Below are 12,112 nucleotides of genomic sequence, written 5' to 3' on the forward strand. Positions count from 1 at the left end.
GTCCCGGACATGAACAGGGAGCACACCATGAAGATCGTGGTCATCGGCGGCACCGGCCTCGTAGGCAGCCAGGTCGTGAACAATCTGCGGGAGCACGGCCACGAGGCCGTCGCGGCCTCACCGCAGACCGGCGTGAACACCCTGACCGGCGAGGGCCTGCCGGAGGTGCTCGAGGGCGCACAGGTGCTGATCGACCTCAGCAACTCGCCCTCGTTCGCGGAGGAGGACGTCACCAACTTCTTCCGGACCTCCACCACCAACCTGCTCGAGGCCGAGGCGAAGGCTGGGGTGCAGCACCACGTGATCCTCTCGATCGTGGGTGCCGAGGGCGTCGACGCCGGCTACATGCGCGCCAAGATCGTGCAGGAGGACCTCGTCAAGGCGTCGGGCTCCGGCTGGTCGATCGTGCGGTCCACGCAGTTCCTCGAGTTCCTCGGCTCGATCGCCGACACCGCGGAGGCGGACGGCGTGGTGCACATCGCGCCCGTCCGGTTCCAGCCGATCGCCTCCGCCGACGTGGCCCGGTTCGTCGCCCGGACGGCCGTCGGCACGCCGCTGAACGGGACCATCGACATCGCGGGGCCGGAGGTCTTCGGCTTCGACGAGATCGTGCGTACGTACCTGGCGTCGAAGGACGACCCGCGCGAGGTCCGCACGGACCCGAGCGCCACGTACTTCGGCGCGCCGCTCGAGGATGGTGAGCTCGTACCGCACGGCGAGGCGCTGCTGGGTGAGATCAGCTACGAGCAGTGGCGGAAGGCCCAGGCCTGACGGTCAGCTCGAACCCTCCGGCGTGGCCCGGCCCGCCCGGGCCCGCCGGAACGGGTCGATCTTCTCCGGGTTCAGCTGCCACATGAGCTCGTGCAGACCCTCGGACGACGCGGTGACCGCAAGGATGCCCACCAGCTCGCCGTCCCGCTCCATCGCCATGCCCTCCTCGCCGTTGACCACTATCGGCCGGGTGGTGATACCGGCCCAGAAGACCTCCGCGAACGAGGACAGGACCCGCGCCACCTTGTGCCTGCCCTGAACCGCGACGCGTGCGACATGCTTCGCGGTCCCGTTGCTGTCGGCCCGCGTGACGACGTTCTCGGCGAACAGCCGCTCCAGCCGCTCGACGTCGCCCACCCGCGCGGCGGCGAGGAACGCCTCCAGCAGCGCGCGACGCTCGGTACTGGTCACCGTGTTGCGCGGCTCCGATGCGATGTGCTTGCGCGCCCGGCTCACGAGCTGGCGCGTGGCGGTGGGCGACACCCCCACGATCCGCGCGATCTCCGGATACGCGTAGTCGAACGCCTCACGCAGCACGTAGGCGGCACGTTCCGTGGGGGTCAGGCGTTCGAGCAGCACCAGCAGGGCGACGTCCAGGGCCTCCGCCCGCTCCGCGCCGAGCGTCGGGTCCTCGCTCGTGTCGACCGGTTCGGGCAGCCACGGCCCCACATAGGTCTCGCGGCGGGACCGCGCGCTCTGCAGCACGTTGATCGCCAGCCGCGTCGTGGCGGTGGTGAGGAACGCCTGCGGGTTCACCACCACCGAACGGTCGGTCGTCTGCCACCGCACCCACGTCTCCTGCACGACGTCCTCGGCCTCGGCCGCCGAGCCGAGCATCCGGTACGCGATGCCGAACAGTCGCCTGCGGGCAGTGGCGAACACCGCCGCCGCGTCGTCGAGCGTGGTGTCAACGTCACCTGTCATCGGGCTCTCCTTCTGGTGCCGTATCGACCGTAACCGACCGTATGCCCTTGGGCTCGGTCGCGCGGCGGGTAAACATGTTGCCATGACCACACCCGACCCGATCTTCGTGGATCCTCGGCTCGCGCGGCTCTACGACTCCTTCGACGACGACCGCAGCGACCTCGACCTGTACGCCGACCTCGCCGAACGGTTCGGCGCCCGCACCGTGCTCGACGTCGGCTGCGGGACCGGGGTGCTCGCCCTCCTGCTGGCCGAGCGCGGCCTGCGCGTGACCGGCGTCGACCCCGCCGCCGCCTCGCTCGAGGTGGCCCGAGGCAAGCCCGGTGCCGACGCCGTCACCTGGGTCGAGGGCGGGGCCGACGCCGTCGCCGGGCTGGACCTCGCCGCCGACCTCGCGACGATGACCGGCAACGTCGCGCAGGTGTTCACCACCGACACCGAGTGGGCCGAGGCGCTCGCGGCGGTCCACTCGGCGCTCCGCCCCGGCGGCGTGCTCGTGTTCGAGACCCGCGTGCCGGCGCGGCAGGCCTGGCTCGGGTGGACCCGTGAGCTCAGGTCCGTCCGCCGCGACATCCCGGGGGTGGGGGAGGTGGAGATGTGGAACGACCTGCTGAAGGTGGAGCTCCCGCTCGTGACCTTTCAGCAGTCCTACCGCTTCCCGCCCGGTGTGCTGCCCGACGGCGACGTGGTCACCTCGGTCTCGACCCTGCGGTTCCGCGAGCGGGACGAGACCGAGGCGACGCTGGCAGCCGCCGGGTTCGAGGTCGACGAGGTGCTGGACGCGCCGGACCGGCCGGGTCTGGAGTGGGTGTTCGTGGCGCGTCGGGCCTGATCATCCCCTTCGCCGAGGACGGGTGACGCTGTGATGAGGAGTGAGTACGATCCATCAGTCCTCGTGTCGGCGAGGAGCACGACACAAGGGGGAACCACGGTGGGACACAGCGTGACGCGCAAGCTGAAGCTGAATGCGAAACCCGTCTATCAGGGGGAGCAGGCCCCGCTCGACGGCACTGGGGAGGTCTGGCACCAGGTCGACGTCCACGTGCCCGGAGAGATCCGCACGATCGCCCACCTGGAGCGGGAGCTGCCGCAGGGCGGCATACCTGCCTACCTCGCGGCGCGCCGCACGGGCGCACGGTCCTTCGTGCTGTGGGCCGACGAGCACCGTGGGGCGCGGGTCGCCACCGTCGTCACCGTTTCCTGCGGGAACGGCGTCGCCGTCTATCAGGTGCTCGGTCCGCAGGGCGAGCTCCTGTGCACGATCGAGCGCGCCAAGGCCTTCAGCAAGGGACTTCGCACCCGGTGGACGGTGAGCCGGCCCGGCGAGCCCGACCTGGTGGGGTACAAGGGCCGGCTCATCTGGTGGTGCACGTGGTGGCTCTTCTCTCCGCTGCTGCCCTTTGTCTGGGTCGCTGCCGTGTTCAGCATGTCCGACGTGCCACGCTCGCCCGGCCGCGTCATCTGGCGTGCACGCGGCCGGGCGCTCCTGGAGTTCAAGGTGATGTGGAACGAGCTCTACCTGCACGACCCGGAGCTGGACGAGCGAGCAGGGGCCGCTCTGCTGGCCCTGGTCCGTTCGTTCGACTGGCAGAACGGGTGGGACGGCTGGACGGAGAAGCAGGCCCAGCGGGTCAGCCGGATGAGCCGGAGAAGCAGGCGCAGCTGATCAGCGAAGTGTGCTGAAGAACTCTCGGATGTCGTTCGCGAGCAGCTCGGGCTCCTCCATCGCCGGGAAGTGACCGCCCTCGGTGAAGTCGGTCCAGCGGGTTGTCGCGTTCCACGGGTCGAGTGCGCGGCGCATGAGGGGGTGGGTGTCGAACACCACCCAGGCGGCGGGCACACCGGAGGCCCCCGCCCAGCCGAGGCTGGAGTGCTCCGACTCGTAGTAGAACTGCGCGCTCGACGCTCCGGCACGGGTGAACCAGTACAGGCTGACGTTGGTGAGCAGCTGGTCGCGGTCGACGGCCTCGTCGGGGGTCGCGTGCCGGGGGTTGGTCCAGGTCTGGAACTTCTCGGCGATCCACGCGAGCTGGCCGACGGGCGAGTCGGTGAGCGCCGCGGCGATGGTGTCCGGGCGGTGGTTCTGCATCTCGAAGTAGCCACGCTCGGCGATGTCCTCGGCGCGGATCGCCTCGATCTGGGCGATCTCGTCCTCGGTCAGCCCGTCGGGGTACGGGAACTTGTCACCGACCATGCCGAGCATCCTGCCGTCGCTCCCTGCGTGCGTACCGATGACGCGCTCCGGGTAGATGGCGGCGAGCCGGCCGGTGACGCCCGCGCCGATGTCGGTGCCGTGCGCGGCGAACCGCTCGTAGCCGAGGCGCGTCATGATCTCGGCGTACGCATCGGCGGTGCGCGCCAGCTCCCAGCCGGTCCCGGACAGCGGCGTCGAGAACCCGAAGCCCGGCAGCGAGGGGATGACGAGGTGGAACTCGTCGGTCAGCAGCGGGATGAGGCGCTGGTACTCGACGAACGAGCCGGGCCAGCCGTGGCTCAGGATGAGCGGCGTCGCCTCGGGGTTGGCCGAGGGCACGTGCACGACGTGGAAGGTCTGGCCGTCGACGACGGTGGTGAACTGCTCGTGCTCGTTGAGCTTCGCCTCCTGCGCGCGCCAGTCGAAACCGTCGCGCCAGTACTCGGCGAGCTCGGTCAGGTAGGCCTGGGGAATGCCGCGGCTGAAGTCGGTGCGGTCGTCCCGGCCCGGCACGGGGAGGGGCCGGCGGGTCCGGGCGAGCCTGTCCTGGAGGTCGTCGATGTCGGCCTGCGGGACGTCGATACGGAACGGGGTGAGTGCGCTGTCCTGGTTCATGACACCTACAGTGCCAGGCGAAGAGGACAGGTTCTGTCCTCTACTGGCCGGGAGTCTCAGGTTTCTTTCCCTGCCGCTCGACGGTGCCTGCGTCGTCGACGCTATGGGGCCGTGGCGGTCACCTCGGCGTCCAGCGCGCCCTCCGCGAGGCGGACGTGCACGCCGGCGCCGACCGTGACGTCGTCGGGCCGCCGCACCACGTGGCCGTCGGCACGCTGTACGACGGCGTAGCCGCGCTCCAGCGTCGATGCCGGCGACAACGCACGCACCTGGGCTCCGAGCCGCCCGATCTCGCCGCTCGCGCGCAGCAGCAGCGTGTTCAGCGCGTGCCGGCTGTGCCGGAGCGACTGGACGATGTCGCGCTCCCGGGCCTCCAACATCGTGTGCGGCACGGCGAGGACCGGGCGGGAGCGGACACCGTCGAGCCCGTGCTGCTCGCGGTCGATCATCGCCGCGACGGCGCCGCGCATCCGGCTGCGGGCCTGGGTGAGTCGAAGGCGCTCCTCCGACACGTCGGGCACTATCCGCTTGGCCGCGTCGGTGGGCGTGGAGGCGCGGTAGTCGGCGACCAGGTCGAGCAGCGGCGCGTCGGTCTCATGGCCGATCGCGCTGACCAGGGGAGTGCGGGCCTGCGCGACGGCGCGGACCAGCGACTCGTTGCTGAACGGCAGCAGGTCCTCGACGGAGCCGCCGCCCCGTGCGACGACGATGACGTCGACGCGGGGGTCCTGGTCGAGCTCGGCGATCGCGTTCGACACCTCGCGCACCGCGTTGACGCCCTGGACCGCCACCTCGCGGATCTCGAACCGCACCTGGGGCCAGCGGGCCCGGGCGTTCACCACCACGTCGTGCTCGGCCTTGGACTCGCGTCCGCACACGAGCCCGACGACCGCGGGCAGGAAGGGGAGCTTTCGCTTGCGCGACAGGTCGAACAGGCCCTCCGCTGCGAGGACCTTCTTGAGGGCCTCGATCCGGGCGAGCAGCTCGCCGACGCCGACGGCCTTGATCTCGTTCGCCTGCATCTGCAGCGTGCCGCGCTTGGTCCAGAACACGGGCTTGGCGTGCACGACCACGTGGTCGCCTTCCGCCGGCGGCTGGGGCAGCGTGAGGAGGACCCGGGAGAAGATCGTCACCGGCAGAGAGGCGTCGGCCTCGGTGTCACGGAGTGTGAGCCATTGCATCCCGGAACCGGGGCGCTGGTTGAACTGCACCACCTGCCCCTCGACCCAGACCGGCGGCATCTTGTCGATGTAGCCCTTGATCTTCTCCGAGAGCACACGCACCGGCCAGGGGGTGGAGGGCGTGGTGTCGAGCGCCTTCAGAGGGATCTCTGCGGGGAGTGGTCGCTGGGTGGGTTCCGTCACGTGTCCAACCCTGCCACCCACCACCGACACAAGCCCTCCGCACGCCGCCCCTAGACTGCGTGTGTGAGTGTCACGAGCCCTGAGCGTCCTGCTGAGACCAAGACCAAGCGCGTCCTGCTGGCTGCGCCCCGCGGCTATTGCGCGGGCGTCGACCGTGCGGTCGTCGCCGTCGAGAAGGCACTGGAGACCTATGGCGCACCGGTCTATGTGCGCAAGGAGATCGTGCACAACAAGCACGTGGTGGAGACGCTGCGGGAACGTGGCGCCATCTTCGTCAACGAGACCGACGAGGTGCCCGAGGGCAGCCGGCTCGTCTTCTCCGCGCACGGGGTGTCGCCCGCGGTGCGTGCCTCGGCCGTGGCGCGGAGCCTGGACACGATCGACGCGACCTGCCCCCTGGTCACCAAGGTGCACAAGGAGGCCGTCCGGTTCGCGAAGGACGACTACGACATCCTGCTGATCGGGCACACCGGTCACGAGGAGGTCGAGGGCACCGCCGGCGAGGCACCCGACCACGTGCAGATCGTGAACTCGCCGGACGAGGTGGACCAGGTGGTGGTCCGCGACCCGGCAAAGGTCGTGTGGATCTCGCAGACGACGCTGTCGGTCGACGAGACCATGGAGACCGTGCGCCGGCTGCGCGAGAAGTTCCCGTCCCTGCAGGACCCGCCCAGCGACGACATCTGCTACGCCACGCAGAACCGCCAGGTGGCGGTGAAGAAGCTGGCGCCCGAGTGCGATCTCGTCATCGTCGTGGGCTCGGCCAACTCGTCCAACTCGGTGCGGCTCGTCGAGGTGGCGCTCCAGGCCGGGGCCAAGGCCTCGTACCGCGTGGACCGCAAGACCGAGATCAAGGACGAGTGGCTCGAGGGCGTCACCACGGTGGGCGTGACCTCGGGTGCCTCGGTGCCCGAGATCCTCGTGGAGGACGTCATCGCGCACCTCGCCGACCACGGCTTCGGCACGGTCGACGAGGTCCGGACCGCTACCGAGGACCTGATGTTCTCGCTGCCGCGCGAGCTGCGTGCGGGGCTCAAGGCCGCGGGCGAGGAGCCCAAGCGTCCGCGTCGCGAGGCTCGCCCGGAGCTCCCGCAGGCCTGAGGCCCGCACGGGACGCCGCTGGCTGGCGTCCCACCGTCAGATGAGAACGGGGTTGTGTTCCGCAGGAGGCCTGCGGCGAACACAACCCCGTTCTCGACGGCCGGGTTCTTTCAGCCCGCCTGTCCGACGGCGGCGGTGCCCTCGTCGTCGGACGACTTCTTCTCCACCGCCTCGAGTGCGCGCTTGTCGGTGGTCGCGAGCTCGGTGACCTCCAACGCCTGCACCAGGATGCTCTCGGTGTCCTGTGCGCGGTCGATCGCGACGACATCGCCGTCGTCCGCCGCCAGCAGCTCTGCCTTGGTGATGGGACGCGGGACCTCCTCGATGCCCCTCGGCTCCGCGATGCGGTCCTTCTCGTCGATCACGTCGAGCTCCACCATGCGGCGGGCCGACGTGAGCACGTTGCGCTCCAGCGACCCGATAAGCCTGTTGTAGTCCTTGGTGGCCGACTCCAGGGAGCGTCCCATCTTCGTGACGTGCTGCGTCATGGTGACCAGCCGTGCGTACAGCTCCTTGCCGACGGTGAGCACCTTCTGCGCGTTCTCTGCCAGCGACTCCTGGCGCCACGCGTACGCGACGGTGCGCAGCAGGGCGAGCATCGTGGTGGGCGTCGCGATGATGACGTTCTTCTGCACCGCGTACTCCAGCAGTTCCGGCGCGCGCTCCAGGGCCGCAGACAGGAACGCCTCGGCGGGCACGAACATCACGACGAACTCGGGTGCGGGCTCGAACTGGTTCCAGTACTTCTTGCCTGCCAGGTCGTCCACGTGCTTGCGCATGTGGCGCACGTGCGCGTCGAGGCGCTGCTCGCGGTACGCGGCGTCCTCGGACTGCTGGGCCTCCAGGAAGCCCAGGAAGGCGACCTTGGAGTCCACGACAACGCGCTTGCCGCCGGCGAGGTTGATGACCATGTCGGGGCGCTGCACCTCGCCGTCCTCCGTGGTGACCTGCGCCTGCTCGGTGAAGTCGACCCGGTTGATCATGCCGGCGGACTCGACGACCTTGCGCAGCTGCAGCTCGCCCCACGCGCCGCGCGTCTGCGACGAACGCAGCGCCGTGACCAGGTCCGCCGTGCCGTTGCGCAGGTCGGTCGAGACCTCGGCGACGTTGCGCATCTGCTCGACCAGCGCGCCCTGGCCCTCGATACGGGCCTTCTCGGCCTGGAGCACCTCGCTGCGTACCAGCTCCACGGCCTTCGTCAGCGGGTCCACCAGAGACTTCACGGCCTCCTCGCGCTTGGCGAGCGCCTGCTCGCCGTCCGACGTGGACCGCTTCAGCCGCTCCTCCGCGAGCTCCAGGAAACGCTTGCTGTTGGCGTCCAGCGCGTCGCCCGCGAGCGCCTGGAACTGGCGGCGGGCGTGCTCCTGCTCGGAGCGGGCGGCGGCGATCTGCTCGGCGGCGCGCTCCCGTGCCGCGTCGATCTGCTCGTCCGCGCGGTGCTGTGCGGCGGCGATCCGCTGCTCGGCCGACTCGGCCTGGGCGCGCAGGCGTGCGACCTCCAGGTCCGCGTCGCGTTGCGCGGGCGCAACGCGCTGCGCGTGGCCGAGCCACCCCAGCAGCACGCCGACGACGAGAGCGCCGAGGGCCAGCAGAATCGTTGCGACGATGTCCATGGGCGACAGGCTGCCACGTGCCACTGACACTCCGGGACGGTGACACCCCGCATGGTCGAAATCGTCGGATATGCGTCCCGGTATGCGTTCGGTATGGCCGGACGGGCGGTTCTCCGCCCGGCGACGGATCTCCTTCACCCGGCACTCATCCTCGCGTCGGATCCGTCGTGTCGGACGGCGCGACTACGTTGGGTGCCATGACGACCCCAGTCGACCCGAGCCCTCCAGGCAGCCCCGGGACCCCAGGTGCCCAGGAGCCGCCCCCGCACGACCCGTCGGCGGCGCTCAGCGTGCGCGGGCTCTGGAAGCGGTTCGGGCAGAAGATCGCGGTCTCCGGCGTCGACCTGGACGTGCCGGCGGGCTCGTTCTACGGTCTGGTCGGCCCGAACGGGGCGGGCAAGACGACCATGCTCTCGATGGCCACCGGCCTGCTGCGGCCTGATTTCGGCAGTGCCTGGGTGCACGGTGTGGACCTGTGGGCGCGGCCCGACGAGGCCAAGGCAACCCTTGGCGTGCTGCCCGACGGCGTGCGCCTGTTCGACCGGCTGACCGGCCGCCAGCTGCTCACGTACGCCGGGATGCTGCGCGGTATGGACAAGGACACCGTGGTGGACCGGACGAACGACCTCTTGAAGGCGTTCGACCTGGTCGCTGACGCGGACACGTTCGTCGTCGACTACTCCGCCGGCATGACCAAGAAGATCGCGCTGGGCAGCGCCATGATCCATGCGCCACGCACCCTGGTACTGGACGAGCCGTTCGAGGCCGTCGACCCGGTGAGCGCCGCGAACATCCGCGACATCCTCAAGAGCTACGTGGCGGGGGGCGGCACCGTCATCGTCTCCAGCCACGTCATGGACCTGGTGCAGCGCATGTGTGACCACGTGGCGGTCATGGCGGCGGGGCACGTCCTCGCGGCGGGCACGGTGGACGAGGTGCGCGGCGAGCAGAGCCTGGAAGACCGGTTCGTGGACCTCGTCGGCGGCCGCCAGCACTCGGAGGGGCTCTCATGGTTGCGCGGTTCCTGACCCTCAAGCTCACGCTGATGGGCAACACGTTCCGCAGGAGCGTCTGGCAGACCATCGGCATGATCGCCGCGGCGCTCTACGCGCTCGGCGTCGTCGGCTTCCTGATCGCCGCGGTAGTGGGTCTCGCGTTCTTCGGCGACCCGGCCTGGGCCGGCCTCGCGATCACCCTCGGCGGGGCGCTGGCCGTCTTGGGCTGGTGGGTCATCCCGATCTTCGCCTTCGGTGTGGACGCCACGCTGGACCCGCACCGGTTCACGACGTTCGCGATTCCCCGGCGCACCCTTCTCGCGGGGCTGGCGGTGGCGGGCCTGGTCTCGGTACCCGGTATCGCGACGGTGCTGCTCGCGCTGGGCGTCTCCTTCGCATGGCTCCTGCAGCCGGGAGTGCTGCTCGTCTCGATCGTCGGCGCGGTGCTCGGCGTCGCCGCATGTGTCCTCGGATCCCGGGCGATCACCACGCTGCTCGCGCCCGTCCTGGAGTCGCGCCGCTACCGCGAGGTCGTGACGATCGTCGCGCTGGTGCTCTTCATGACGATCGGCCCGCTCGTCGGCTGGCTCGCCAACGGCGTCGAGGTCTCGGTCGAGCCAGGCTCCGACATCAGTACTGGGGTGCAGCTCCTCCCGTTGTTCGAGCAGGCGGCCGCCGTCGTCGGCTGGACACCGTTCGGTGCGGCGTGGTCGCTCGGCAGCACCGCGTACGACGGCGACTGGGCAGGCCTGGCGGGCCGCCTCGCGGTCGCGCTCGGCACCGTCGGGCTGGCGTGGCTGGTCTGGGACCGGGCCCTCGGCCGTGCTCTGGTGCGCCCGCCCGTCGGCGACGGCAGCGGTGGCAAGGCCAAGGGCCTCGGGATGTTCGGCCGCGTGCCGTTCTCGCCCACCTGGGCGGTCACCGCCCGGACCGCCACCTACTGGCTGCGGGACCCGCGCTACTCGGGGTCCATCGCCGTCATCCCGCTGCTGCCGGTCATCATGTACTTCACGTCGCAGAGCACCGGCAGCTTCTTCCTGCTCCTGGCGACCGGGCCGTTCGTGGGCTGGATGCTCGGCTTCAGCATCTCCAACGACATCGGCTACGACAACACGGCGTTCGCCCTGCACGTCTCGTCGGGCGTCGACGGCCGTGCCGACCGGTGGGGCCGCGCGATCCCGATGCTGATCGCCGGCCCTCTGGTCGCCGCGGCCACGGTGGTGGCCTCGGTCTGGGTCGCCGACTCCTGGCACCTGACCCTGCCCCTGCTGGGGCTGGCGTTCGGTGCCCTGCTGGTCAGTACCGCCGTGTCCTGCGCGGTGTCGGCGCGCCTCGTCTACCCGGTCGCGAAGCCGGGCGAGAGCCCCCTGAAGTCGCCGCAGGGCGCGGCGATGGCGACGGTCGTGTCGCAGGGCATCGGGTTCGCCGTCACCGCAGCGCTGGCCCTGCCGGTCTTCGCGGTGGGCATAGCGGCCCTCGTGCTGGGTGGTGTGCTGTGGGGCCTCGCCTCGATCGTCGTGGGGATCCTGTACGGCGCCCTGATCCTGGTGCTGGCCGTGCGGTTCGGCGCTCGTGTGTACGACAGGCGCCTGCCAGAGCTGCTCCAGCAGGTGCAGTCGTTCCCCTGACCTCGAAGTGGTGTCGCCCCAGGTCAGCTGTCGTGTCAGTGACCCGGCCTAGCCTGGGGCGATGAGGCGATTCACAGCAGACGACGACCTGCGGCACGCCGAGTTCGTCGCGGCGAACCTGAACGACGCCCGGTTCCGTTTCAGTGACCTGGAGGGTGCGGCGTTCGACCAGTCGTACCTGCCCCGCGTCGTGATGCGCGGAGTCGATCTGACCGGCGCGGACATCGACGGGCAGATCCGCGACCTGAAGATCAACGGCGTCGAGGTGCTGCCGCTGATCGAGGCCGAGCTGAACCGCCGGCATCCCGGGCGCGAGCTGGCTCGGTCACAGGTTATCGCGGAGCAGCGTGAGTCGTTCGAGGCAGCGATGCGAACCTGGTCGGCCACGCTCGACCGGGTGGCGGCCATGCCCGCAGGGGTGGTGGACCAGCAGGTCGACGGGGAGTGGTCGCTCGCCCAGACGCTTCGACACCTGGTGTTCGCCGTCGACGGCTGGGTGCGCCACGGGATCCAGGGCCTCGACGGCGCGTTCAGCCCGATAGGCCTCCCGTTCACCGAGTACGACGACGAGGTGGGTGCGCTCGGCGTCGACATCACGGCCACGCCGTCGTTCCAGGAGGTCCAGGCCGCCTACGCCGATCGGATGGCCCAGGTGCGCGCGCAGTACGACTCCCTGACGCAGGAGGACTTCGAGGCACCGGCTCGCCGGCTGCCACCGTGGGAACCCGAGACGCGCAGCCTCCCCGTGTGGCGCTGTCTCGGGGTGATCGCCAACGAAGCCTGGGAACACCACCGGTTCGTGGCACGCGATCTCGACGAGCTGGAGCGCCGACGCGAGGCCCGGTAGACGGGCCAACCACGGCCCGCAACGACGCGGCTGTCGGTGATTGGCGCTCGGCACGTAGAA

At 70.3% G+C, this 12,112-nt stretch carries 11 protein-coding genes; 7 read left to right on the forward strand and 4 right to left on the reverse strand.

Annotation, left to right across the window (positions count from 1 at the left end; translation table 11 throughout):
- The first annotated feature begins 9 nt into the window (after positions 1-9).
- The gene (locus AB0I32_RS10670) at positions 10-771 is read left to right on the forward strand and encodes an SDR family oxidoreductase (RefSeq protein WP_357505616.1); all 762 of its coding nucleotides are present in this window, start codon (positions 10-12) and stop codon (positions 769-771) included.
- A gap of 3 nt (positions 772-774) precedes the next feature.
- Here AB0I32_RS10670 and sigJ read toward each other — a convergent pair whose 3' ends face one another.
- Positions 775-1,695, reverse strand: a complete 921-nt coding sequence (sigJ, locus tag AB0I32_RS10675) for an RNA polymerase sigma factor SigJ (protein ID WP_357505617.1) — start codon at positions 1,693-1,695, stop codon at positions 775-777.
- Between the two features lie 82 nt (positions 1,696-1,777).
- On the opposite strand from sigJ, the gene AB0I32_RS10680 reads away from it, so the two are divergent.
- Together AB0I32_RS10680 and AB0I32_RS10685 are read left to right on the forward strand one after the other, a co-directional pair.
- Entirely contained in the window at positions 1,778-2,527 is a 750-nt protein-coding gene (locus AB0I32_RS10680) for a class I SAM-dependent methyltransferase (protein ID WP_357505619.1), read from the forward strand.
- Positions 2,528-2,638: 111 nt separating this feature from the next.
- Positions 2,639-3,361 carry a hypothetical protein gene (locus AB0I32_RS10685; RefSeq protein ID WP_357505621.1) on the forward strand — a complete coding sequence of 241 codons (723 nt, stop codon included), beginning with the start codon at positions 2,639-2,641 and terminating at the stop codon, positions 3,359-3,361.
- Here AB0I32_RS10685 and AB0I32_RS10690 read toward each other — a convergent pair whose 3' ends face one another.
- Positions 3,362-4,504, reverse strand: a complete 1,143-nt coding sequence (locus tag AB0I32_RS10690; protein ID WP_357505623.1) for an epoxide hydrolase family protein — start codon at positions 4,502-4,504, stop codon at positions 3,362-3,364.
- A 101-nt stretch (positions 4,505-4,605) separates the two neighbouring features.
- Entirely contained in the window at positions 4,606-5,868 is a 1,263-nt protein-coding gene (xseA, locus tag AB0I32_RS10695) for an exodeoxyribonuclease VII large subunit (protein ID WP_357505625.1), read from the reverse strand.
- Positions 5,869-5,931: 63 nt separating this feature from the next.
- Here xseA and AB0I32_RS10700 point away from each other — a divergent pair, with 63 nt between their 5' ends.
- On the forward strand, positions 5,932-6,969 hold the full coding sequence (locus AB0I32_RS10700) for a 4-hydroxy-3-methylbut-2-enyl diphosphate reductase (RefSeq protein WP_357505627.1): 1,038 nt from the start codon (positions 5,932-5,934) through the stop codon (positions 6,967-6,969).
- 110 nt (positions 6,970-7,079) lie between these two features.
- Here the strand turns inward: AB0I32_RS10700 and rmuC are convergent, their stop codons facing one another.
- A complete protein-coding gene (rmuC, locus tag AB0I32_RS10705; RefSeq protein WP_357505629.1) occupies positions 7,080-8,582 on the reverse strand; it encodes a DNA recombination protein RmuC in 1,503 nt (500 codons plus the stop codon).
- A gap of 197 nt (positions 8,583-8,779) precedes the next feature.
- Here rmuC and AB0I32_RS10710 point away from each other — a divergent pair, with 197 nt between their 5' ends.
- From AB0I32_RS10710 to AB0I32_RS10720, 3 genes are all read left to right on the forward strand, one after another.
- A complete protein-coding gene (locus AB0I32_RS10710) occupies positions 8,780-9,610 on the forward strand; it encodes an ABC transporter ATP-binding protein (protein ID WP_116673948.1) in 831 nt (276 codons plus the stop codon).
- Positions 9,592-11,205, forward strand: a complete 1,614-nt coding sequence (locus AB0I32_RS10715) for a hypothetical protein (protein WP_357505631.1) — start codon at positions 9,592-9,594, stop codon at positions 11,203-11,205. The genes AB0I32_RS10710 and AB0I32_RS10715 overlap by 19 nt, the downstream gene beginning before the upstream one ends.
- Before the next feature lie 61 nt (positions 11,206-11,266).
- A complete protein-coding gene (locus AB0I32_RS10720; protein WP_357505633.1) occupies positions 11,267-12,052 on the forward strand; it encodes a DinB family protein in 786 nt (261 codons plus the stop codon).
- The last annotated feature ends 60 nt before the right edge of the window (positions 12,053-12,112 follow it).

The organism is Promicromonospora sp. NPDC050249, from assembly GCF_040656015.1.
Taxonomy (GTDB): Bacteria; Actinomycetota; Actinomycetes; order Actinomycetales; family Cellulomonadaceae; genus Promicromonospora.

Coding starts and splice junctions, on each gene's coding strand:
- sigJ (WP_357505617.1), bottom strand. CDS start 1,695: ATGACAGGTGACGTTGACACCACGCTCGACGACGCGGCGGCGGTGTTC.
- AB0I32_RS10710 (WP_116673948.1), top strand. CDS start 8,780: ATGACGACCCCAGTCGACCCGAGCCCTCCAGGCAGCCCCGGGACCCCA.
- AB0I32_RS10690 (WP_357505623.1), bottom strand. CDS start 4,504: ATGAACCAGGACAGCGCACTCACCCCGTTCCGTATCGACGTCCCGCAG.
- AB0I32_RS10720 (WP_357505633.1), top strand. CDS start 11,267: ATGAGGCGATTCACAGCAGACGACGACCTGCGGCACGCCGAGTTCGTC.
- rmuC (WP_357505629.1), bottom strand. CDS start 8,582: ATGGACATCGTCGCAACGATTCTGCTGGCCCTCGGCGCTCTCGTCGTC.
- AB0I32_RS10670 (WP_357505616.1), top strand. CDS start 10: ATGAACAGGGAGCACACCATGAAGATCGTGGTCATCGGCGGCACCGGC.
- AB0I32_RS10715 (WP_357505631.1), top strand. CDS start 9,592: ATGGTTGCGCGGTTCCTGACCCTCAAGCTCACGCTGATGGGCAACACG.
- AB0I32_RS10680 (WP_357505619.1), top strand. CDS start 1,778: ATGACCACACCCGACCCGATCTTCGTGGATCCTCGGCTCGCGCGGCTC.